Origin of the sequence: Mesorhizobium temperatum, assembly GCF_002284575.1 — a bacterium.
GTDB lineage: Bacteria > Pseudomonadota > Alphaproteobacteria > Rhizobiales > Rhizobiaceae > Mesorhizobium > Mesorhizobium temperatum.
In genome coordinates this window covers 88,231-111,890 of record NZ_NPKJ01000007.1, presented here as the reverse complement: position 1 = coordinate 111,890, position 23,660 = coordinate 88,231, and the positions used below count along the sequence as shown (strand labels likewise).

Sequence of the window (23,660 nt, the reverse complement as noted above, 5' to 3'; positions counted from 1 at the left end):
TCTGTCTCCTTACGCGACTGCAAGGCTGTTTGGAATTTCGTGAGCGCATTCGGTGCCCGGTGGCGAGAGCTTCCGCCGCAGCAGCGATTCCGTGCGGATGCGTGGCTGGAAAAGGCCAAGTGCGGCTTGCCGGTGCGTCAGTCCGAACTGCCGGCTATGGTCGCGCAATCGCCTGCCGATGTCCGACCAGAAGCCGTCTTCGTCGAGACCGTAACAGTGCCGCAGCAGATGCGAGATCTCGGCGAGGTTGTAGACGAACAGGGCGTCCAGGCAGAGTTCGCCGAGCAGATCGGCGCTCTCCATCCAGTAGTACTGGTTGGGCGCAGCGTCGCGATAGGCGGGGTTCAAGGCGAAGAAGTCGGGAACAGTATCGGGATCGCGCAGGAAGCCCGGCACATATTCGACGCTGTCGTGGAAGTCGCGCATCGCCAGCCTTACTGGCCAGCCGTCGCGGTGGATCAGTATCAGGTTCTGGCCATGCGCTTCCGTCGCGATGCCATGGCCGACGAGCAGGTGATAAACGGGCATCACCACCGTAGCCACAAGCCTGTCGAGCCAGGCGTCCAGCCCGTACCGCTCGATCCAGTCCGCGACGAACGGCCGGCTGTCGCTCTCCATGGCCATCAGCGCGTTGAGAGGCACGGCGGTTTCGCCGGGCTTGAGGCTGCTCGTAACGTCCTCCCGCCAAATCGCGGCGATCTGTCCTGCCAGCGGTCCTTCCCGATCTGCGATCGTGCCGGCATATTCGCCGAGGATCGTGAGCGGGTAGCGTGTCTCGAACAGCGAATCGCTGGCGACAATGTCCTTGAGCCAGCGGCTGATCGCCGGCGCGCTGCACACCGAATGCGGTTCGATGATGCGCTTGGCCGACGAGTTGACGAGATTCATCGGCAGTTTGAGATTAGCGCGTCGCGGGTGGTCGCGATTAAAAAGCGTCCGCACGGATTGGCTGGCGGTGTAGCGATCGCCGGCCTGGCCGAGGAAACTGGCGGAGCCCTCCGCCAGCCAGCGCGACAGTTCCGAGCCCTGCAACGCTTTCCATTGCCAGGGGTGCAGCGGCATCAGGCCGAACCGCCGTGCATCGTCGCCGAGTCTGGCACGGCGCTCGTCCAGCAGCGCGTAGGTTTCGGCGCCGAGTTCGTGCATCCAGAAAGCCTGCTCGTCCGTGGGAAACGCCGAGTGCAGACGTTCGGGCGCGACCGCCAGCCAGGCCAGCTGGAAGGCGTTGCCTGCTTCCGGGCCGTACGCGGCGTGGTCGGTGTAATCGAAGCCGGTGCGCGCCTTGAAACACGGATGATAGGGATGACCCTCGTCGATCGCGCTGTCGAGTTGCGCAAATGGGAGATCGCGGCGCGGTCTGGGCCGGAGGTTGCTTTTGTTCCAGGCGCTGAAATCAAGCGTCCGATCCAGTTCGGATGTGAGTTGCGCACGCCGTTCGGGGCAGGTGTCTATGCTCGCAAGGAGATCGCCGAGCGTCGCCGGCCGCCATTGGCCGCCGCAGCCCCGCACGATCGTTTCGGGGGCGATCCTGATCCGGCCGAAGGCGCCGATCGATCCCTCGCAGCGTATCGTGGCACCGTCGCAGCACCATTCGAAGCGGGATTTCCCGCCGCCTCGCGACACCGCGCAGTCGACCAGGCCCTCATAGACCAGGGCTTCCGCGAGCTGGCGCATCACACGCAGCTCGGGGATGCCGTGGAGATCAAGAGGCAATGGCATGTGCCTGCTCCGCGGCCATGAACAGCCCGACACGGCTCAGTGGATTGGGAAAATGCGTGTAGATGGCGCTGCCGCCCTCGGCCAGTTCATCGACATCCTGCAGCCGGATTGCCAGGTTGGCCTTTGCGGTGATGTGCGGCTTGTCCAGCAGGCTGGACGCGAATTCCCCGCCCGCGCCAGTGAGCTCTCCCGCCAGCTTTTTGAGCCGCGCACGCAGGATGCCGAGCAGTTCGGCCTCGCTTGCCAAGCCGTCATGTCCGGCGCGCGCGACGACCGAGAAGATCTGGTTGACGATGAGGTAATAGGAGAGCCGCTCGCGAATGTCACGGTCATCGAAGAAGAGGCTGCGGATCTGGACAACCTCAGGCACCAGGCCATACCACCGGGCCTTGAAACTGTTCGAGAGGTAGAATCCCTGGCTGTCGCGATAGAGGTATCGGCTAGGCAGCCCGTGCTGCGAAAGGTCCAGCAAGCTGTTCTGCTGATGCGCTTCCAGCGCGACGCCGAACCGGTCGTAGAGTTTGACCAGCGGATCGAGCACACAGTCGAGATAGCATTCGAACCAGCGACGGCACGCCTGCCGCACAGAGATATCATGATCCTGCGCGACGCGCCGGACGACGTTTTCGAACAACGAGCTGTGCCCGGGACATGGTTCGGCCGTCAGTGCCGAAACGGTTATCACGGGATCGTCGGCGCGGCCTTGGAACGGGTTTTCACGGAAGATGACTTCGAAACCGCTCTCGGCCTGTCCGGAAATGTCCAGCGTCACGTAGGCGCTGTCATGGAGAAAGCCGAGGCGCGGCTCGAACGTGTCGATCCCGGCGCATGCGAACAGGCGCGCCACCGCAACGCCGGCCTCCAGCTCGTGCCGCCTGTTAACGCGCTTGGAGTTGGTGATGCGGACGGGCAGCGAGAATTTCGGCATCCAGGCGGCGTCATCGCTGTAAACGGTGCGTACCGAGGAAGTCGCCGTGAACAACGGCCCTGCCGGACCGAGATACCGGATCTGCTCTGAATCCATGAGCCCGCGCACCGCCGGGTCGAGCATCAATGCTTGCGCCTGAAGCGGATGCATGGGCAGGAGCATCTCGCCGTTACCTGCGGCGACCTTGCCAGCGTCATTCCCCAGCAGTGACCTGACGATCGAGGTCACCGCGATGCCGGCGGAATCCTCGCGGACGAGGTGGGCAGCGGCGGCGAAATAGGTCAGCTGGAAACCGCCGCGCAATTCGGGGGCATAAACATCCTGCTGCCAGTTCGACATGCCTTGCAGGCTCTTGGGCGTCGGATGCAGCGGATGTCCGAAATACAGGGATTGCTCCGCGGCTATAAAGCCGACCAGGGGCGGCGCCCGATGGGCGGCGTCGAGGTAACGTTTCGTCGCCTGACAGCTCTGAAGAATCCGTTCGAGAAGCTCCACGTCGGCCTGTCGGTGCGCGGCCGGTCCGGATTCTCGGGCTTCCAGCACAAGCAGATGCACGGCCAGGATCGGCTCTATCTCGTGCCAGTTCGGACCGGCATCCTGACGCATCCATATCTGTCCAAAGAGGTGCATTCCGAAAAGCGATCGGGATTTGATTTCGATACGCAGGACTACATGCCGCGACGGCAGGGAAATCTCCACGCAATCGAAATTCCGTTCTCCAATGCGGTGGAATACGGGAATCCCGGAATTCAGCTCTCGCAGATAGCTGTTTGCGAAGGCTCGAAACGTTGCCTGTTCTGCTGCAATCTGATTCTTGTCGATCATTCGTTGCGGACGCCATGTCACACAGACGCCGCGCAGGCGCTCTGTGCTGAGTTTCAAAGGTTTTGATGGCGCCGCGCGTGAAGGGCCAGCCTTGCTGCGGCCGCGGCTAAAACTAAACTACGATTGTCATGTTATCCTAGTCAGGTGCGCGGATCAACCTCCGAAGGCGGTCATCTGGGCAATGCCAGCGCGGCTTATCTGGACAGTTCGTCCTCGGCCGCGATTGCCCTTTCAGCCGAAACGGTTGGCGCGGAAGGCAGCAAGCATGGGGTGCGGATTGCCGGAGGCGATTTCTTTGGCTAGCAATTCGCCGACGATCAGTCCAAGCGTGGCGCCGCTGTGGCTAAAGGCGACGTGAAGATCGGCGACGGTCTCGACGGAGCCAAGCACCGGCTCGCCATCGCCGGGGATAGGCTTCGGGCCAACGGCGTAGGTAGCGAGTTGGAGCCGCGGATTGCCTTCGAGCACGGCGCTAGCTTCGTCGAGCAGTCCTTTGACGGTTTTGTCGAGCACGGTGTAGGTGTCGTCCGAGTTGACCACGACTTCTTCCTCGGACCATGCCGAATCCAAAACAAGTGCGCCATCCGGCGTCGGGCGCACCGCCACGCGCGGCGTATTCAGCACGGCACGGAGGTCGGTCTTGATCGGCTTGGTCTTCAAGAGAAGTGAAATCGGCGTGGCGTCGGGAACATGGACTCCGATCTCCGCAAGCATGGTAGGCGTCGCTGGCCCAACGGCAAGGACCACTGCATCCGCCTCGACCGCCGCACCGCCAGCAGTGACGACGCCACGTGCGCGACCACCTGTGGCAACTATCCGCGCGCGTCCAGCGTCCTGAACAAGCTTGCCGCCGCGCGAGCGGAATTCATTGAGCAGCAGATCGATCAAAGAGGGCAGGTCAACCCATCCTTCGCCAGGATTGAAAATGGCGCCCTGCGGGGTGACGGCACCGGCATTGACCCCGGGCGTCACTGCGCCAACTTCGGCAGGGCCGAGCAGAAGCGCGTCATAACCAATATCCTGCTCCAGCTGCCAGATGGACGCGATCTGGTTCGCCTCATCATCCGCATCCCAGGTGAGGCCGCCGTCAAAGCGAAGCCAGGACGCGGTTTTCGGCCTGGTGGCGGCCAGGGTCCGATAACGGTCGACGCCTGCAAGCCTCAAGCGGTGATAGGCAGTGTCTGCGCGTCGCGCTGAGTTCAGCCAGGAAAGTGAACGGCCGGATGCACCGTTGGACGGCGCGCCGTCGTTGACAATCGTCACATCAAAGCCAAGGCGGGCGAGGTGCAGCGCAGTTGAGGTGCCAAAGATGCCTGCGCCGACAACGACGACATGGCGCGGCTTTCGGGATGCAGTCATAGAGAAATCCTTCTACGCAGAAGATGGGCCGGAAAATGCTAGATCGCTACAAAGCGCGGCGGAACTAGTAGTCCGACAGCTTCTTCATGTAGCGCCTACCCTCGAGCATCGGCCGATCGCGCAGACCTGCCAGCTTGTAGGCAAAACGCCATAGAGTGTCGAAGAAGACCAAAGGCACGAGATAGGGTTTGATATGTTCGGACATACCGCCGAGGTCGAGTTCCGCCCCATCGAGCACCAGGATGTTTTCCCGGCTGCCGTACTTGATAAGGAAATCACGGGCACGTTCGGAAAGGCTCCGCGTTTCGTCCAAACCCAGCAGGACCACGAAGCAAGCATCCCTATCCACCACTTCGAATGGGCCATGAAAGAACTCGTTTGCGTGTATTGCCTGCGAGTCGTACCACTGCATTTCCATGAGCACGCAGATGGCGTAGGAATAGGCCGCACCGTAGCTGGCACCGCTGGCTAGTGTGTAGATTGCCTCTCGAGATGCGAAGCGAGCGGCGAAGGTCTCGAACCGGTCAGCGTAGGCCCGGTGCGCGCGCTCGATGGCCGGTTGAAGATGGCTCAGGCTGATCAGCAGGTCGTCGGTTAGCCCGCCGTCCTCCCGAGCATCCATCAAACCGGCGAGCAGCATGTAGAGCACGCCGTAATTGCTGTAGGCTGCATTGATTGCTTTGCCCGTCGTATACGAGGCCTGGTAGGCAATCGGGTGGTCGACCGCCCGCGCGAGGGGCGATGTTTGGTCGAGCGTCATGCCGATTGTCGTTGCGCCTCGGTCTTTTGCGTGATTGGCCGCCCGTACGGTCTCCTTGGTGGTTCCTGTCTGCGAGCAAAGAACCACGAGCGTGTCAGATCCCAACCGCCGCGGATCTCGGCAGACGAACTCATCCGCGTTGTAGATGTCGCAGGCGAATGTGCCACTGTGGCGGTCGAGGAAGTATTTGCCTGCCATCATGATCGAGAGCGAGCCGCCGCACGCCACGAGAAAGAGGTGCGAAAACCGCCTGCCCGCCGTAGCGGTCAGGGCGCGTTCTACGTCGGCGGGCAGGGCGGAAATCATGAGCTTCCTCGTCTCGCTGGCAAAGCTTGGGGCGGGCGCATAATTGACAGACAGCATTGACTGTGTGAACGTTATCACATCCTTTAAACTGAAAGTCATGCAATGGTCAAGATTGCCACGATCGGCGATAACGTGGTCGATTGTTATCTTACTCGCGGCGAGATGTTTCCTGGCGGAAACTGCCTCAATGTCTCGGTCTATGTGAGCCGCTTCGGCGGGCAGTCGGCCTATGTGGGAGCGATCGGCAAAGACCGGGCCGGGGACTTGATCCACACGGCACTGGCGTCAGAGCGTGTAGACCTCACCCGATTGCGGCGCCTCGAAGGGTCGACCGCTTACTGCCTCATAGGTCACCGAAACGCCGATCGGATTTTCGTGGATTTCGATCTCGGCGTCTCAACGTTCACGCCGACGCAAGAAGATCTGGATTTTCTCTCAGGCTTTCAGGCCGTCCATATAGGCCAGTCCAGCGGGTTAGACCCGTGGGTTGCCGCAGTCTCGGGTAAATCCCTGTTATCTTATGATTTCTCCACGCGGCGGGAACCGGAACACCGGCGCGAGATTGGGCGCTATTGCTATCTGGCCTCCGTCTCGGGTGACGGTCTCGACGACAATGAATTGGCTGCAATTGCATCCGAGCTGCTTGCATGTGGTTCAAAGTGGGTTCTGGTGACTCGTGGTCGAGCCGGCGCGGTGCTTCACAGCGACACCGTCTCCTACCGCACCCCGGCGCGGCTGGTCGAACCCGTCGACACCCTGGGCGCGGGCGACACCTTCATCGCCAGAACGCTATTCGGCCTGCTTAACGAAGAGGCGCCTCAGGACATTCTCCGCCATGCCGCTGAGGCGGCGGCCGCTACCTGCCAGTACTACGGGGCGATCGGCCATGCGTCAGCAATAGATATAGGGAAGATGACGCCGGAGATCCTCCGCGGAGCGGGTCACGTTCAAGACGGAAAAACCGTCTAGCTGCGAAATCCTCCGGAACAATTGACGCGAGAAACGGACAATGCTAGATGAAGTGATAACGTTCTCATTCATCTAACTGAACGCCACCAAAGAGCGTTTTGATGAATCAGACGTCGAGTGGGATCGCAAGGGCTGGGTTCGGCCAATCGTAAGAGGAGAAGACATGCAAACGAGTTCAAGCAGGCGCCAACTGGCGAAATGCGGTCTGGCGCTGACTATCGCGTTGGTGACAGGATTTAGCACATTGGCCTCGTCAAAGCAGGCAAAAGCGGCCGACAACCCCTACAACCTCATCGACCCGACGGTGATCAGCGTCGGAACCATGGGCGATGCGAAACCCTACGTCTTCACCGACGCCAACGGTAACTTCACGGGCTTCGACGCTGAACTCTTCCGCGACGTGGCGGGCCGGCTCGGGTTCAAGGAGGAGCAGGTCGTCTTCACCGGCCAGGAATTCTCGGCGCTGCTGCCATCCGTTGCCAACGGCCGCTTCGACGTCGCTGTCGCCGCCATTGGCACGACCGCGGAGCGCAAAAAGACCGTGGATTTTGGCGACGGCTATCTCGCGGGCTACCTTTCGATCATTTCGGCTGATCCAGCTCTGACGAGCAATGAGAGCACCGCCGGAAAGCGCATCGGCGTGATCCAGGGAACGCTGCAGGAAATCTATGCCGAGAAGAAATTGAAGGGCGACATCGTCAAGTTCCCCGACAACAACACCGCGGTGGCCGCGCTGAACAACGGGACGATCGATGGCCATTTCACCGACTATGAGTCGGCCAAGCAGTATGTAGAACGCTATAAGAACCTGAAGATAACCATGAACGTGCCGTCCTTCGATGCGCCAGCCGGGTTCGTGGTCAAGAAGGGCAACGATGCCTTCCGTGAGGCGCTAAACAAGGCACTGCGCGAGGCCATGGACGATGGCACTTGGAAACGGCTGCACGAAAAATGGTTCGCGGGCACCCCCATGCCGGATCAATATCTGCCCAAGAAGTGAATTCGAGCGACTTCGCTGTGTTTTCCGGCCGGGCCCGTGAGCAACGGTGCCCGGCCGAGTTATAGATGGACTTGATATGAGCTGGTTCGACACCTTCGCCCGCAGCTTCCTTGATTTCCAGGCGATGGCAGAAGTTCTGCCAAACATGGTGATGGTCGGCCTCAAGAACACCCTGATCCTGGCCGTGGCCTCGACGTTTTTCGGGACGCTGATCGGTATCGTTCTCGCCGTGATGGGGATTTCCGAGAACCGGCCGCTGAAACTCCTCGCGCGGGTCTACACCGATATCTTCCGTGGGCTTCCCGCCATTGTCACCATTCTGATCATTGGCCAAGGCTTCGCGCGGTTGGGCCGGGACCTGTTCGGTCCATCGCCTTATCCGCTGGGCATTCTTGCACTCAGCCTTATTGCCGGCGCCTACATCGGAGAAATTTTTCGGGCCGGCATTCAGAGCGTCGAGCGTGGTCAGATCGACGCCACCCGCACTCTCGGAATGACGTATGGCCAAGGCATGCGCCTGGTGGTGATCCCGCAAGGCATCCGCCGCGTCCTGCCGGCACTGGTCAACCAGTTCATCGGCAACGTCAAGGACTCCAGCCTGGTCTATTTCCTTGGCCTGCTCGCCTCCGAACGCGAACTGTTCCGCGTCGGCCAAGACCAGGCCGTGCTAACCGGCAACCTGTCACCGCTCTTGCTGGCCGGCGTGTTCTATCTCGTGATCACGGTGCCGCTAACCCACCTCGTCAACTACATCGACGCGCGCATGCGCGTCGGCAAGCGTATCACCGGCGTGCAGAGCGGCCTCAAGGAAGTCGCCGAGCTTGCGGAAGCCGGCGTGCCGGGCGCAGGGAAGTCGCCCGCAGCCGCGCCCACCCGCTTCAAGGGCGGCAGCATCGAGGTCAAGAATATCGACATGGCCTACGGTGCCGTCCAGGTGCTCCATGACGTCAGTCTGAAAGTGGAGCCCGGGACGGTCACCTGCCTGATCGGGCCATCCGGCTCGGGCAAGTCGACCTTGCTGCGTTGCCTCAACCGCCTCGTCGAGTGTCGAGCCGGAGACATCCTGCTCGATGGTGAAAGCATCTACAAGCAGACCCCTGACCAACTCCGGCGGCGTGTCGGCATGGTTTTCCAGCAATTCAACTTGTTCCCCGACCGCAGTGCGCTCGCCAACATCACCCTGGCGTTGCGCAAGGTAAAAGGCATGTCGCGCCAGGAGGCTGAGCGCGCGGCCTTAGCGAGGCTGCATGAAGTGGGACTCTTGGAGCGCAAAGACCATCGGCCGGCAAATCTTTCGGGCGGACAGCAGCAGCGGGTGGCCATCGCGCGCGCCCTAGCCCTCGAGCCCGAAGTCATGCTGTTCGACGAAGTCACCAGTGCTCTCGATCCGGAATTGGTGAAGGGTGTCCTAAACTTGATGGCCGACCTCGGACGGGGCGGGATGACGATGGTGGTCGTTACGCACGAGATGAACTTCGCTCGCAAGGTTGCAAACCAGGTCGTGTTCATGGACGAGGGGCGGATTGTCGAGGCAGGGCGACCAGAGGACCTTTTCGACAATCCGCAAAGCCCACGTCTTCGGCGCTTTCTGTCTGAGGTGCTGTGATTGCAATGGTGTGTGCAACGGCGAGTGCTGCGGTGTTCGGGCTTGCGGGGTGGGCCTAACTGCCACTAGCTCGTCTTTACGACGCACGAATGGGCGGCGGGGGCTTGCTGAGTGATTCAAAGATCGTCGAAAAACGCAACCATCATAGAGGTCGCTCGCCGGGCCGGGGTCAGCTCCGCCACGGCGGGGCGTGTGCTTGGTGACTACGGCTACAGCAGCCCCGAGGTTCAGGAGAAGGTGCGCGCCGCCGCAGCTGCGCTGGGCTATCGCCCCAATCGCCTGGCAAAAGGTCTGATCACCGGAAAGACGCAGACTATCGGAGTTGTAGTCGGCGATATCGAAAGCCCATTCTACGCGAGCGTGCTGCGCGGAATAGGGGATGTCGCGCGCCGTGGCGGCTTCGGGGTTATCGTTACGAATAGTGACGAAAATGCCGAACTCGAGCGAGAGGCGGTGCAACTGCTGCTGGAAAAGCAGGTCGACGGGTTGATCGTCTCGTCGACCTTCGTGGATGAGCCGGATCATCTTCGTGAGGCAGTCGCGGCCCGCTGTCCCGTGGTGCAGTTCGACCGCGTCGTGGCGGGCCTGGAAACCGATTCCGTGGTGGTCGACAACGTGTCTGTGACGCGCAGCAGCATCGCTGCGATGATCGAGGCCGGACACAGCCGCATCGGCATACTGGCCGAACTAGGTCCGGGCCAGCGCGATGATGTCGGCTCGTTTGTGGCGAACGTTGATCTCTCCAGCGCCGACGTTCGCTACCACCATCCAAGCTGGCAACGGCTGTTGGGTTATCTGGAAGCTCATCGTGCCGCAGGTATCGAGCCGGATCTGCAATTGATCCGCCGCGTGGCGGTCTATTCTAGCGAGGCAGCCCGCAAGGAGGCGCTCGATCTGCTGACGATGCGCAATGCGCCGTCCGCTCTATTTACCGCCGACGGTGTGATGTCGACAGGCGTTCTGGAGGCGACTTCCGCACTGAAGCTTGCGATTCCAGGAGGCGTTTCGCTGCTTTGCTTCGACGATCTCGACTGGATGCAGTTCGTGGCCCAAGGTATCACAGCCATCGCGCAGCCAGCGCATTTGATTGGAGCGGCGGCGGCGGAGCTTCTCTTGAAGAGGCTGGTGGAGGCCACCTTACCTTTCGAGCACCGTGTCCTGACGGCCCGCCTGGTGGAGCGTAATTCAATTGCGGTGCATGTCTAACTGCAGGCTGGACGATCTGAGGTCCCGGAATGGCAAGCAGGCGCGTCCCTGACATTCAAGCCGTGGCTGCGTTGACCTAAAACGGTCGTACGTCATTCTGGAAGACATCGCCAGGTCAGTTTGAAACGCTGAACTGAGCTTGCCCGGCTCGTTCGTTCGCCAACACTGGCGTCCCATCTGTGCTAGTCATCGCATTGAAAAATTGCATAAACTACAGCGTGTCGATGGTGCTGTTGGCTACGCGTTACTATGGACTCGGCCCTCACAGCGGCCGAAATGATCGACGTCAACAGGAATACTGCGCCGCTTTGCCAGTACTAGTGGGCCCGCCGCGATCTATCGCGCGAACGGCTTAGTTCCGTGGCGCATCCGCTGCGATAGCGAACCGAGGTTGTCTGGGTCGGCCGAGTGCACCAAGCAGGTGTGAAATATATTTCTGCATGTGAATTTTATTGACACTCGAGCCAACTCCTGCGAATGATCAGCTGCTGGGCCTCGGGAGGAGGTTCGGTGTCAGCAACCACAAGCGGCGGCACGTAAGTGTCAGGCCGCCCAATTGACCAGGCTTCGGCCGAGGGAGGACTCTTGCGCAAATTTTTGAGCATGCTCGCCATTTCGGCAGCAGCCACCACAGTGTTGGGGGCAACCCACGCCGCGGCTCAGGCCGCTAACCCGTTCAAGTGCGAGCCGGGTGAAAAATACGTCATGAACGTCATGGTTTCGGGCGTCGAATATTGGTTCCCGGTCTACGAGATGTTCAAGCAGGCTGGACAGCAGTTCGGTTGCGAGACCGAATACACCGGAACGCCCGAATACGATGTGAACAAACAGATAGCGACATTCGACCAGGCGCTGGCTCAGAAGCCGGCTGGCATCCTGGTGCATCCGATGAACTCCGATCCATTCATCGAGCCAATCAATCGGGCCATAGACCAGGGAACGGCAGTGGTCACATTCGCCGCAGATTCGCCCAACTCCAAACGAGTATCCTACATCACCTCCGACAACGTCGCCGAGGGCACCTATGCCGCCGATGCAGTCGCCAAGGCGATGGACGGCAAGGGCGAATACGCAGTCCTCGAAAATCCCGGACAGGATAATCACGATAAGCGCATCGCCGCCTTCATCGCCCGCATGGAAGCCAAATGGCCGGATATGAAGCTCGTCGGCCGCGCGGCGTCGAACCAGGATGCGACGAAGGCCTATCAGGCTGTGCTCAGCCTTGCCCAGGCGCATCCCGAACTGGGCGCGGTGTTCATGCCGGAAGCCAACTCGGCAATCGGCGCCGCGCAGGCCGCGAAGGAAGGCGGCGGCAAGATCCGGGTTATGCTGGCCGACGTCAACGCCAAGATCCTCGATATGATCAAGGCCGGCGAAATCTTTGGTTCAGTCAATCCGAACCAGGGCATGCAGGGCTATATGGGGTTCATGCTGCTGTGGCTGGCCAAGCATCCTGAGTTGATCGATCCGATGAACGACGCCCGGCGGTCGGGATTCAACGGCATGGGCGTGCCTTTCGTCGACAACGGCTTTTCCATCGTCACTGCGGAAAACGCCGACGATTTCTATTGGGATGCCTACCTCACGCGGCGCGGCACCAAGGGCATCGAGGAATAAGTCCCACCGCCTTTGGGGCTCTTCGGAGAAATGCTCGAACCGGACGGGGCGCGCTCGCGCCCCGCCGACCCAACCGCCACATCAACACTAGGGGGACGGAGTGACTGCCGCCGCCATTCTTGAAATCCGCGACATATCGAAATCCTTCGGCGCCATCAAAGCGCTGACCGAGGTCGATTTCACGCTGCAGCGAGGCGAAATTCACGCGCTGTGCGGCGAGAATGGCGCGGGCAAGTCCACGCTGATGAATATCATCGCCGGCATTGTGCAGCCCGACGACGGCACCATTCGTCTCGAAGGCAGGGACGTCACCATCGCATCGCCATCCGTCGCGCAGCGGCTTGGCATAGGCCTCGTCCATCAGGAAATCGCGCTGTGCCAGGATGCCACGGTCGCCGAAAATATCCTCATGGCGGCCATAAACAATCGGCGCGCGCCGCTGATGAGTTTTCGCCGGCTCTACGCCGATGCGCAGAAGATAATGGACCTGCTGGCACCGATCCCGGTTGAGACACCGGTCGCCGACCTTTCGATTTCCAACCAGCAACTTGTGGAAATCGCCAAAGCGCTGACGCTCGAATGCCGGGTGCTGATGCTCGACGAGCCGACAGCCGCCCTGACCGAGACCGAGGCGCAGCGCCTTTTCGCAATCGTCCGCGATCTCAAGGCGCGCGGAATTTCAATTGTCTACATCAGCCACCGCATGGCCGAGATCTTCAGCCTGTGCGACCGCGTCACGGTGTTTCGTGACGGCAGATATGTAGCGACCGATTTTATCGCTTCGGTCACTCCCAAAGAGGTCGTGCGCAAGATGGTCGGGCGCGAAATCACGCAGCTCTATCCGCAAAAGCTCTCGCCTGAACGGCGCACGGGCCGCCCTGTGCTGTCGGTCGGGAATCTCTCCTATCGAGAGGGTCCCGACGGCATCAGCTTCACGCTTGGTGCAGGCGAAATTCTTGGCATCGGCGGATTGATTGGCGCTGGCCGCAGCGAGATGGTTCAGACCGTTTGCGGCTTGCGCCCGAAGGTGTCGGGATCGGTCGAACTCAATGGCAAGCCGGTCAGCATCAGGACCTACAGCGATGCGGTGCGCGCGGGCCTGGTCTACCTCTCTGAGGACCGCAAGGCGTCTGGCCTGTTCCTGGACCTGTCGGTTGCCTCGAACATTTCCGCGCTGGACCTTCGGAAACTGACCACACCGCTTGGGCTGCTCGATCGCCGCGCCGAGGCAAAGCAAGCCAGCGACCTGGTGGAGCGCCACGGTGTGCGCATGGGCGGCATCGAGACACAGGTGTCGACGCTTAGCGGTGGCAATCAGCAGAAAGTCGCCATCGCCAGGCTTCTTTCGGTCGGCCCCAAAGTGGTCATTCTGGACGAGCCCACACGCGGGGTCGACGTCGGCGCCAAAGTGGAAATTCATCGCCTGCTTCGCGACCTCGCCGAGCAGGGCGTTGGCGTTATCGTGATTTCATCCGAGCTTCCGGAATTGATCGGGCTCAGCGACCGGGTGCTTGTCATACGCGAAGGTGCCATCGTCGGCGAACTGGGGGCGGACGAATTGACCGAAGAGGCGATCATGCTGCTGGCTTCGGGTGTCCGCCAGCAGCGATCAAACGCAAGGCATGTTCAGAATGTCGCTTAGACAGACCGGAGGAACCCTCATGGACGCCGAAATCAAAGCGAGCGCCCCCGGGCTTGGCTGGCGCAACTGGCTGCGTCTGGGGTCAATGCGCGAGGCGGGGCTGATCGCGATCATGCTGGCGCTGTGCATCGCCATGACATTCGCCTCGCCGCATTTCCTGACCTGGGGAAATTTCCGCGCGATGCTGATGAGCTTCTCCATTGAAGGCATCGTCGTGGTCGGCATGACGATACTCCTCATTGTCGGCGGCATCGACCTTTCCGTCGGGTCGGTGGTCTGCTTCTCCATGGTCGTGTCAGGCGCTCTCTTCCTGATGGGACTGGACCCGTGGACCGCGAGCCTCATCGGGATAGGCGCCAGCGCGCTGGTCGGCGCGACGATGGGCTTCTTCGTGACCGTTATCGGGCTCAATCACTTCATCACATCGCTGGCGGCGATGGTGATCGTGCGCGGCCTCTGCCTTGTCATCACCAAGGGAACCCCGCTGTCACTGTTCACCCTGCCGCCCGGGTTCAAGGCGATCGGCCAGGGCAGCTTCGGCAATGTGCCTTATGTCATCGTCATCTTTGTCGTGGTCGTGGCCATCTTCGATTTCCTGCTTCGGCGTGCCACCGCCTTCCGCAAGGTCTTCTATACCGGCAGCAACGAGAAGGCGGCCCAGTTTTCGGGCATCAAGACCAAGCAGGTCAAATTCTGGGTCACGGTCCTCTGCTCCACCCTCGCGGGCTTTGCCGGCGTCATCTACATGTCACGCTTTGGCGCTGCCACCCCGACCTTCGGCGCTGGCATGGAACTCAACATCATCGCCGCGGCCGTCATTGGCGGAGCATCGCTCAATGGCGGCTCGGGCACCATCTTCGGCGCCATACTGGGCATGGCGCTGCTCTCAGTCGTCACAAGTTCGCTGATCCTGCTCGACGTTTCAGTCTATTGGCAGGACATGATCAAGGGATGCATCCTGCTCGCGGCAGTATCAATCGACCACTTCCTGCACCGCAGGAAATCCTGAGCAGCAGCGCGAGAATTGAGCATCCATCATGTCACCAACCAATTCGCGGGACGACATCACGATCGTCCGCCAGATGTATCAGGCGCTTGTGCTTCATTACATGGAAGCCAAAACGCAAGCCGAAATCGCCAAGGAGCTCGGCATCTCGCATGCGACCGTCAACCGGCTGATCAAACGCGGTCATCAACTCGGGCTTGTCGAGATCAAGATCAAGTCGCCGGTCGAGCAACTGGTCGACATCGAGGCGCGGCTTGTCGCGATAGGTGGCCTCCAAAGGGCCGTCGTCGTCCCTTCCGTTTCGGACAATCCGCAGACTGCGCTTCAGCGTGTCGGTGAGGCCGCAGCCAGGCTGGTGCTCGAGACGATCAAGGACGGCGACACGATTTCCATCACCGGGGGCAAGGGGGTGAGTGCCGTTGTCGCCGGCCTCAAGCCGAGCCGCAGCTACGACGTCGAGGTCGTTCCCGCGACCGGCCTGGTTCAGGGCAAGCATTACACCGACGTCAATCATGTCGCGTCTCTGATGGCCGACAAACTCGGCGGGCGCGCCTATCAAATTCACGCGCCGCTGTTTGCCGACAGCCCGGCCCAACGCGATATGCTGATGGGCGTGCGGGCGGTTTCGGATGTCTTCAGCAAGGCGCGGGAAGCAACGCTTGCGGTCGTCGGCATCGGCTCCATCCTGACCGACGATTCGAGCTACTACGATCTGCACCCGTCCTCGAGCGCCGACCGGCTGGCCATCGAACGCTCGGGCGCGGCGGGCGAGCTGCTCGCGCATCTCATAGACAGCAACGGCAAGCTCGCCGACTACCGCCTCAACCACTCACTGGTTTCGCTGACGCTCGAGGAATTCGCGACCATTCCGCAGTCGATAGGGGTCGCCAGCGGGGCAAGCAAGGTGGTCCCGATCCTCAGTGCCATGCGCGGCTCTCACCTTGACACTCTCGTCACCGACGAAACCACCGGCTTGAAGATCCTCGAGCTCGCCGAAGGAAATGCAGCATGAATTCTCGACAAATCACCCGCTCAATCGGCAAGTCCGGCGTTGTCGCTTCGGCGGTGGGACTCGGCACCTGGGCCATCGGCGGCTGGATGTGGGGTGGCACGGATGAAGCAGAATCGATCGCTGCGATCCAGGCGTCCATCGATGCCGGCGTCTTGCTAATCGACACCGCGCCGGCTTACGGTCTCGGCCGCAGCGAGGAGATCGTCGGCAAGGCCATCAAGGGCCGGCGCGACCGCGCGGTCATCGCCACCAAATGTGGCCTGAACTGGCATTCGAAAAAGGGCAATCACTTCTTCGATCAGGATGGAACGCCGGTGAACCGATATCTCGGCGCCGAGGGCATCGCTTATGAAGTGGAACAGAGCCTGAGGCGGCTCGGCACCGATTATATCGATCTCTACATCACCCATTGGCAGGACCCGACGACCCCCATTGCCGAAACAATGCAAGCGCTCGAACGTCTCAAATCAGCTGGCAAGATCCGCGCCATCGGCGCAAGCAATCTCAACGCCGCCGAGCTGCAGCAGTATGTAGGAACTGGCCAGCTTGACGCGATCCAGGAAAGATATTCGATGCTGGATCGCGAGATTGAGCAGACATTGCTGCCGATCGCGCGCCAGCATCAGGTCGCTGCGCTCAGTTATTCGTCGCTTGCGCTCGGCCTGCTTTCGGGCGCGATCGATCCGGCACGTGAGTTCAGCGGCGACGACCAGCGCAAAGACAACCCGCGCTTCTCTCAGGCCAACCGGCGCAAGGTAGCCGCTTTGAAGCATGCCTTGGCGCCGGTCGCGGAGGTCCACCAGGCAAGCATGGCGCAGATCGTCATCGCCTGGACGCTGGCGCAGCCCGGCATCACCTTCGCGTTGTGTGGAGCGCGAAACGCGACGCAGGCGCTCGACAACGCCAGGGCAGGGGAGATTTTACTGAGCGCCGCGGAACTGACGGCCATCGATGCGGCGGTGGCCGGGCATCTCGTAGCGATAGATGCGTGATCGAAAGCGCGTCCTGAGATGAATCGCATCCAGACGATCGCCGGCTTGCGCGAGAACCCCGATATTGACGTCCTCGTCATAGGCGGCGGTATCAACGGCATCAGCGTGTTTCGCGAACTCGCTTTGCAGGGCGTCGATGTGCTGCTCGCCGAAAAGGGCGATTATTGCTCCGGCGCCAGCGCGGCCCTTTCGCGCATGGTACATGGCGGCTTGCGCTATCTTGAAAACGGGGAGTTCAAGCTGGTCCGCGAATCTCTGCTCGAACGCGATCGGCTGTTGAAGAACGCGCCGCACTACGTTGCGCCACTGCCAACCACGGTGCCTATCTTCGACCTGTTCTCAGGCATCGCAAATGGCGCATTCCGCTTCCTTGGGCTAAGCCGTCGTCCGGGCCGGCGCGGCGCTTTGGTTATCAAGGCCGGCCTGGCGATGTATGATTTCTTCACCGCCGCACGGCGTATCGTCCCGACGCATAAATTCAGGAGCCGTGCTGAAACACTCAAGGTCTGGCCTGCAATCAACCCTGCTATTCGCAATTCGGCGACATACTATGATGCCTGGGTCAGCCATCCCGAGCGGCTGGGTACCGAGATGCTGCGCGATACTATGAAGGAAAAGCCGTCCGCCCGGGCGCTCAACTATGCACGGGTATCGCTCAATGACGCGAGTCTGGTGCTTAACGACGGACTTTCTGGCGAAACCGTGGCTGTGAAGCCGCGGCTCGTGGTCAACGCCACTGGCGGCTGGATCGACTTGACCAATTCGGCGATCGGAGCCGTTGCGCCGAAGCTTATGGGCGGCACCAAAGGTTCGCATCTGATCGTCGACAATCGCGAGCTTCACGACGCGCTCGACGGTCACATGATCTACTATGAGAACGAGGACGGCCGGATCTGCATCCTGTTCCCCTATCTCGGCAACGTGCTGGTCGGCTCGACGGATATCCGTGTCGACGACCCCGACCAGGCGCGCTGCATGGATGACGAGCGGCAATACATCCTGCAGTCGCTGTCCTTCGTGTTTCCCGCGATCGAGATCGCCGATACCGACATCGTCTTTCAGTTCACCGGGGTGAGGCCGCTGCCGATAAGCCAAGACAGTGTTACCGGGCGCATTCCCCGCGATCATTTCTGCGAACTCGTCGAGGGCGCCGGCATACTGCCGCCGACGCTCTGCATGATCGGCGGAAAATGGACAACCTTCCGCTCGTTCGGCGAACTGGCAGCCGATATCGTGCTCGAGCGATTGTGCCGACAGCGCATCGTCGGCACCGAAAACATGCCGATCGGCGGCGGCCGGCATTTTCCCACTGCTCCCGAAAAATGGTGTGCAGAACGCGCGGCGGCGCGCGGCCTGTCGCTTGACCGCATGCGTAGCCTCTTCGAGCGCTACGGTACCGCGGCGGATGCCGTCGCCGCCTATATGGCAGCGGGACATGACGATCTCTTGCCCGGCAGCGACTACTCGGCCCGGGAAATTCAATATCTCATCGCTAATGAATATGTCGAACAGTTGGAGGACCTGCTGCTCCGCCGCACGACAATCGCCATCACCGGTGCTCTCTCTCCCGACCTTCTCGATGCGGTTCTCGATATTCTCGCTGTCGAAAAGAGCTGGGACGCCGCGCGTAAGGCATTCGAGCGCACGGATTTCCTCGCCCTGTTGCAACGCCGGCACGGCATCGATCTCGACCAGCTATCTCAAGAAGACGAAGGAAGGAGCGCCGAATGCGCATCAACAAGAAAGTCCGCATGAACCGGTTGTTCGGCCGGGCGCGCTGTCTCGACGTCGCAATCGACCATGGCGTGTGCAACGAGCCGTCGTTTCTGGAAGGGCTCGAGGATATGGCCGACGTCGTCGCCCAACTGGTCGCCGCGGGACCGGACGCCATTCAGATGAATTATGGCCAGGCCGATCTGCTGCAGTCCTTGCCTGGCAAGGACAAGCCAGCATTGGTCATGCGCATAGACATGGGCAATCCGTATAACAAAACCCGCCATCGCTCGATGTGGGCCATCCTGCAGAACGAAGCCGAGCCACTGATTGGCGCGCTGGAAATGGATGCGGCCTGCGTAGTCGTCAATCTATTCATGCTGCCCGATGAGCCGGACCTATTCCGGCAATGCGTCCACAACATTGCCCGCGTTCGCGCCGACTGCGAAAAATACGGCCTGCCGCTGATGATCGAGCCGTTGGCGATGCTGCCGAACTCGGATCGCGGAGGCTACATGGTCGACGGCGATCCCGAAAAGATCGTCACCCTGACCCGGCTCGCCAGCGAGATGGGCGCCGACATCATCAAGGCGGACCCGACCACCGATCCGAACGACTTCCACCGGGTGGTGGCGGCGGCGCGCTGTCCTGTCCTTGTGCGCGGTGGGGGCAGGGAGGATTTGCGCGCCGTCTTCGACAAGTCGGCGGCGCTGATGGCACAAGGCGCGGCAGGCATGGTCTATGGCCGCAACATATACCAGCATTCCAACCCTCGCGCCGTCGTGACAGGATTGATGGCGATCATCCATGAGAATGCGGATGGAGCGGCGGCCTGGGAGCTCTACCAACAAGAATAATCTTTGCAGCTTGGGAGGAGCTTCAATGCAGCGATACATTCTTGGTCTTGATGCGGGCAACACCGTCATCAAGGCCATCATCTTCGACACCGCCGGTCGCGAGCTCGCGCTCGCCGCCCGGGACGGCCGCTCCTGCATGCCAAAGCCGGGCCATGTCGAGCGGGACCTCGGCGAATTATGGCGCAACGCCGTCGAGGTCATCCGCCAGTGCCTCGACCAGTCGGGCATCGACCCCCGCGACATCGCGGCGATCGGCTGCGCCGGCCACGGCAACGGGCTCTACGCGCTGGACCGCGGCGGTGACCCGCTGCTCGGCATCCAGTCGCTCGACACGCGCGGTGTCGGCATCGTCAGCGAATGGGCGGCCGCGGGCGTTGGCGACCGGACCTATGCCCACTGCCTGCAACGGCCCTGGGCGGCGCAGACGCCGACTCTGCTGGCGTGGCTCAGGCGCCATGACCCGGCGCTTTTTGCCCGAATAGGCACCGTCTTCCTGTGCAAGGATTTTGTCGTCAACCGCCTCACCGGCGCGCGCTCGACCGAGACCACGGATATGTCGGGCTGCGGGCTTTTGCACATGCCCGGCCGATGCTACGAGCGTGAGTTGCTGGCCGCCTACGGGCTCGACGATTGCATGGAACTGCTGCCGAACGTGCTGGAAGCCTCCGACATCGCCGGCCATGTCACGCGCGATGTCGCCGATGCCACCGGCCTTCTTGCGGGCACGCCTGTGGTGGCGGGCCTGTTCGATGTCGTCGCCAGCGCCATCGGTTCGGGCGTCACCAGCACCGGCGCCGCCTCGATCATTGCCGGCACCTGGAGCATCAACCAGGTCATCACCGAAGAGCCGATCCGCGATCCCTCGATCTTCATGCTGTCGACGTTCGATCCGGTGCGCTACCTCGCCATCGAATCGAGCGCCACTTCGGCCGCAAATCTCGAATGGATCGTGCGTGAGTTCTTCGAGCATGCGCCGCCGGCAGGCGCATCGCCATTCGAGATCTGCAGCGAGCTCGTTGCTTCCGTCGATCCCGCGGGAGACATGCCGATCTACCACCCCTTCCTTTACGGTTCGCAGCAGAATGGCAAGGCGCGTGCAGGTTTCTACGGCATCGCCGGCTGGCACACGCGGGCGCATATGCTGCGCGCACTTTTCGAGGGGGTCGTCTTCGAACACCGGCGCCATGTCGAGACGCTGCGCCGAGCGGGAGCGACTGTCAGCCAGGCGGTTCTTTCGGGCGGCGGCTCGCGCAGCGCCATCTGGCCGCAGATATTCGCCGATGTGCTGGATGTGCCGGTGACCGTAGCGCGCAGCCGCGAGACTGGTGCGCTGGGCGCTGCAATTGCGGCTGGGACAGGCGTCGGCCTGTTTGCCGACTTCTCTGCGGGCGCGGCTGCGATGACCGCGCCCGACCGTTGCTACCAGCCCAATAGCGCGATCGCACCGGTCTATGAGCGGCGCTATCGTCTGTATGGCGAGATCAACCAGGCCATGGGTCCGCTATGGGACAGGATGGCAAGCGAACGGACGTGCCATTGACACAGACCGCTGCCGAGTTTGGACACTACGACTTCATCATCGTCGGCGCGGGTTCAGCCGGCTGCGTGCTGGCCAACAGACTGTCGGCCAATCCAGGCACGCGCGTGCTGCTTCTGGAGGCCGGCGGCAGTGACCGCTACCACTGGGTCAATATTCCCATCGGCTATCTCTATTGCATGGGCAACCCGCGCACCGATTGGCTGATGAAGACCGAGCCGGAGGCCGGGCTGAACGGTCGAGCACTCAACTATCCGCGCGGCAAGCTTCTGGGCGGCTGCTCGTCGATCAACGGCATGATCTACATGCGCGGCCAGGCGGCCGACTATGATGGCTGGCGGCAAGCCGGAAATCTTGGTTGGGGCTGGGATGACGTGCTTCCGTATTTCCGCAAGTCCGAGGACCATTTTGGCGGCGCCAACGACCTTCATGGCGCCGGTGGCGAATGGCGCGTCGAGCGCCAGCGTCTGTCGTGGCCGATCCTGGATGCGTTCCGCGATGCTGCCGAGGAACTCGGCATCCCCCGGACCGGAGATTTCAACTGCGGGACCAACGAGGGGTCGGGCTATTTCGAGGTCAACCAGAGGAAGGGCGTGCGCTGGAATACCTCGAAGGCGTTCCTGCGGGGCGTGCTCCGGCGGCCGAATTTGCGCGTCGTAACCGGCACCGAGACCGAGAACTTGGATTTCGACGGAGCTTGCGTCACCGGCGTTGTCTTCCGCATGGGCGGCCAGGTGCATCGTGCGCGGGCAGGCGAGACGATACTTGCCGCTGGCGCGATCAATTCGCCGAAGCTGCTCGAGCTTTCCGGCGTCGGCCGACCCGACGTGCTTGGTGCAGCAGGAATCCCGGTTCGCCACGCGCTGGAAGGCGTCGGCGAGAACCTGCAGGATCATTTGCAGATCCGCACGGTCTTCAAAGTCGCCAATGCCTCGACGCTAAACCAGCGCTACCACAATCTGTTCAGCCGCGCGGCCATGGGCGTCGAATACGCCATCCGTCGCAGCGGACCGCTATCGATGGCGCCGAGCCAATTAGGTATCTTCGCTAGAAGCGACCCACGCCTGGAGACGCCCGATCTCGAATATCATGTCCAGCCGTTGAGCACTGACCGGCTGGGCGAGCCGCTGCATCGCTTCCCCGCGGTCACGGTTTCGGTTTGCAACCTCAGACCGGAAAGCCGCGGCACCGTCCACATAGGGACGCCCGATCCGCAGACGGCCCCGAAGATCCGGCCGAACTATTTGTCTACCGAGGGAGACAGGACAGTGGCTGTAGCATCGCTCCGCCACGTCCGCCGCTTGATGAAGGCGCGCGCCGTTGCCCGTTTCGCGCCTGAGGAAATACTGCCCGGTGCACAATATGAAAGCGACGAAGATCTCGTCCGCAAGGCCGGCGATATCGGCACTACGATTTTCCACCCGGTCGGCACCTGCAAGATGGGCGCGGGCTCGATGGCAGTGGTCGACGGCCGGCTGCGGGTGCACGGCATTTCTGGCCTGCGCGTCGTCGACGCTTCGATTATGCCGACGATCGTTTCCGGCAACACCAACTCTCCAGTGGTCATGATCGCGGAGAAGGCATCGGAAATGATCTTGCAGGACGCCAACCAGGAGAAATAATCCTCGGTGGTGAGTTGACGCAGACCGGCAGCTATTCGCTGTCGTGCCTCTCCTGTGAGGCGACCGATGCCGGCAGCGCCGCGGAGTTTACTGCCGCTTTGTCGCGCAGATCGCGAAGCGATGTTGCGTGGCGCGTTCGAGCGCCTTGGGCCAACTCATCTGTCGAGCCTGTGCGCGATGGATCGCGCCCAGTTTCCAGTCGACGACCGGCTGCTCCAACCCGGCTTCGGCCAGCAAGCGAACTATCTCTTCCGCCCGTGCGCCGCCCGAGAAATAGACACGAGCAAGAATGCTCTGGTGGCGTCTGGCCATCGAGGAGCCGTCATTATCCGAGACCCGGGACTTGCCGGCCGTGAGCTTCTCCCAAACTTCCCGCAAACCCATCGCCCAGTTGCGGCTGACAAAATCGCCGTCGATGACCAGCAGCTTGCCGCCGGGCTTCAGCAGCGACAACCATTCGGCAAAGGCCGCCTTCGGATCCAGCAGCGTCCAGACCAGGTGACGGGTGACGATGACATCGTAGCTCGCCTTGTCCTCGAGCGTCCGTTCGGCATCCCTTACGATGAAGCGGATATCGGCGCCGCGGTTTTGTGCCTTGGCGCGCGCCTTGGCGAGCATGGCTTCCGACCAGTCGAGGCCTGTCACCACAAAGCCTAGATCGTGCATCAGATGCGAAATAACGCCTGTCCCACAGGCGAGATCCAGAGATGCTCGCCCGGCGCCTGGCCCAAGGTGCCTGCTTATGAGCGCATGCCAGGCTGCGCGCTCCCGCTCGGAAAAAATCTCGTGGCCGACCTGCAAGTCGAACGTCTCGGCGCGCTCGGACCAATAGTCCCGAATTTCATCGCGCAGCGAATAGTTTGCGTGAGCCGTCATTGCCCGAAACGCTCTCCCCTAAAGCGGTACATTGGAATTGCTCTAAAAGATAATTCTTGATTACACAATTCATGTTTTCTAAAGCCGGGCCGGTAAACTGAATTGCGA

At 61.4% G+C, this 23,660-nt stretch carries 19 protein-coding genes; 14 read left to right on the top strand and 5 right to left on the bottom strand.

Going from position 1 to position 23,660, the window contains the following annotated elements:
* Positions 1 to 9 precede the first annotated feature (9 nt).
* Positions 10 to 1,719 (bottom strand): IucA/IucC family protein, encoded by a 1,710-nt coding sequence (locus tag CIT26_RS02020; RefSeq protein ID WP_095491007.1) that lies wholly within the window; start codon positions 1,717 to 1,719, stop codon positions 10 to 12.
* Positions 1,703 to 3,142, bottom strand: a complete 1,440-nt coding sequence (locus CIT26_RS02015; RefSeq protein WP_342586979.1) for an IucA/IucC family protein — start codon at positions 3,140 to 3,142, stop codon at positions 1,703 to 1,705. Before CIT26_RS02015 ends, CIT26_RS02020 begins: the two co-directional genes overlap by 17 nt.
* On the opposite strand from CIT26_RS02015, the gene CIT26_RS38425 reads away from it, so the two are divergent.
* Positions 3,077 to 3,538: a hypothetical protein gene (locus CIT26_RS38425; protein ID WP_342586980.1), complete on the top strand. Its 462-nt coding sequence runs from the start codon at positions 3,077 to 3,079 to the stop codon at positions 3,536 to 3,538. The two genes, CIT26_RS02015 and CIT26_RS38425, sit on opposite strands and share 66 nt — an antisense overlap.
* Positions 3,539 to 3,703: 165 nt before the next feature.
* Here the strand turns inward: CIT26_RS38425 and CIT26_RS02010 are convergent, their stop codons facing one another.
* Both CIT26_RS02010 and CIT26_RS02005 read right to left on the bottom strand, forming a co-directional pair.
* A complete protein-coding gene (locus CIT26_RS02010; protein WP_095491005.1) occupies positions 3,704 to 4,831 on the bottom strand; it encodes an NAD(P)/FAD-dependent oxidoreductase in 1,128 nt (375 codons plus the stop codon).
* Positions 4,832 to 4,895: 64 nt separating this feature from the next.
* A complete protein-coding gene (locus tag CIT26_RS02005; protein ID WP_095491004.1) occupies positions 4,896 to 5,897 on the bottom strand; it encodes an SIS domain-containing protein in 1,002 nt (333 codons plus the stop codon).
* Positions 5,898 to 5,999: 102 nt separating this feature from the next.
* Between CIT26_RS02005 and CIT26_RS02000 the strand changes: the two genes are divergently transcribed.
* The 13 genes from CIT26_RS02000 (at position 6,000) to CIT26_RS01940 (ending at position 22,676) form a co-directional block, all read left to right on the top strand.
* On the top strand, positions 6,000 to 6,866 hold the full coding sequence (locus CIT26_RS02000; protein ID WP_095491003.1) for a PfkB family carbohydrate kinase: 867 nt from the start codon (positions 6,000 to 6,002) through the stop codon (positions 6,864 to 6,866).
* 163 nt (positions 6,867 to 7,029) lie between these two features.
* Positions 7,030 to 7,866: an ABC transporter substrate-binding protein gene (locus CIT26_RS01995; RefSeq protein WP_095491002.1), complete on the top strand. Its 837-nt coding sequence runs from the start codon at positions 7,030 to 7,032 to the stop codon at positions 7,864 to 7,866.
* A gap of 76 nt (positions 7,867 to 7,942) precedes the next feature.
* Positions 7,943 to 9,472 carry an amino acid ABC transporter permease/ATP-binding protein gene (locus CIT26_RS38165; RefSeq protein WP_095491001.1) on the top strand — a complete coding sequence of 510 codons (1,530 nt, stop codon included), beginning with the start codon at positions 7,943 to 7,945 and terminating at the stop codon, positions 9,470 to 9,472.
* 111 nt (positions 9,473 to 9,583) lie between these two features.
* The gene (locus CIT26_RS01985; RefSeq protein ID WP_095491000.1) at positions 9,584 to 10,678 is read left to right on the top strand and encodes a LacI family DNA-binding transcriptional regulator; all 1,095 of its coding nucleotides are present in this window, start codon (positions 9,584 to 9,586) and stop codon (positions 10,676 to 10,678) included.
* Positions 10,679 to 11,263: 585 nt separating this feature from the next.
* On the top strand, positions 11,264 to 12,295 hold the full coding sequence (locus CIT26_RS01980; RefSeq protein ID WP_095490999.1) for a substrate-binding domain-containing protein: 1,032 nt from the start codon (positions 11,264 to 11,266) through the stop codon (positions 12,293 to 12,295).
* A gap of 100 nt (positions 12,296 to 12,395) precedes the next feature.
* Positions 12,396 to 13,937 carry a sugar ABC transporter ATP-binding protein gene (locus CIT26_RS01975; protein ID WP_095490998.1) on the top strand — a complete coding sequence of 514 codons (1,542 nt, stop codon included), beginning with the start codon at positions 12,396 to 12,398 and terminating at the stop codon, positions 13,935 to 13,937.
* 19 nt (positions 13,938 to 13,956) lie between these two features.
* Entirely contained in the window at positions 13,957 to 14,946 is a 990-nt protein-coding gene (locus CIT26_RS01970; protein ID WP_095490997.1) for an ABC transporter permease, read from the top strand.
* 28 nt (positions 14,947 to 14,974) lie between these two features.
* Positions 14,975 to 15,955 carry a sugar-binding transcriptional regulator gene (locus tag CIT26_RS01965; protein ID WP_095490996.1) on the top strand — a complete coding sequence of 327 codons (981 nt, stop codon included), beginning with the start codon at positions 14,975 to 14,977 and terminating at the stop codon, positions 15,953 to 15,955.
* Positions 15,952 to 16,947 (top strand): aldo/keto reductase, encoded by a 996-nt coding sequence (locus tag CIT26_RS01960; RefSeq protein WP_095490995.1) that lies wholly within the window; start codon positions 15,952 to 15,954, stop codon positions 16,945 to 16,947. The genes CIT26_RS01965 and CIT26_RS01960 overlap by 4 nt, the downstream gene beginning before the upstream one ends.
* Positions 16,948 to 16,965: 18 nt before the next feature.
* A complete protein-coding gene (locus tag CIT26_RS01955; protein ID WP_095490994.1) occupies positions 16,966 to 18,702 on the top strand; it encodes a glycerol-3-phosphate dehydrogenase/oxidase in 1,737 nt (578 codons plus the stop codon).
* Complete coding sequence (locus CIT26_RS01950; protein WP_095490993.1) at positions 18,675 to 19,517, top strand: class I fructose-bisphosphate aldolase; 843 nt, start codon at positions 18,675 to 18,677, stop codon at positions 19,515 to 19,517. The genes CIT26_RS01955 and CIT26_RS01950 overlap by 28 nt, the downstream gene beginning before the upstream one ends.
* Before the next feature lie 25 nt (positions 19,518 to 19,542).
* Complete coding sequence (locus tag CIT26_RS01945; protein WP_095490992.1) at positions 19,543 to 21,057, top strand: FGGY-family carbohydrate kinase; 1,515 nt, start codon at positions 19,543 to 19,545, stop codon at positions 21,055 to 21,057.
* On the top strand, positions 21,054 to 22,676 hold the full coding sequence (locus tag CIT26_RS01940) for a GMC family oxidoreductase (RefSeq protein ID WP_095491035.1): 1,623 nt from the start codon (positions 21,054 to 21,056) through the stop codon (positions 22,674 to 22,676). Before CIT26_RS01945 ends, CIT26_RS01940 begins: the two co-directional genes overlap by 4 nt.
* 87 nt (positions 22,677 to 22,763) lie before the next feature.
* Here the strand turns inward: CIT26_RS01940 and CIT26_RS01935 are convergent, their stop codons facing one another.
* On the bottom strand, positions 22,764 to 23,552 hold the full coding sequence (locus CIT26_RS01935) for a class I SAM-dependent methyltransferase (protein WP_095490991.1): 789 nt from the start codon (positions 23,550 to 23,552) through the stop codon (positions 22,764 to 22,766).
* Between the last annotated feature and the right edge of the window lie 108 nt (positions 23,553 to 23,660).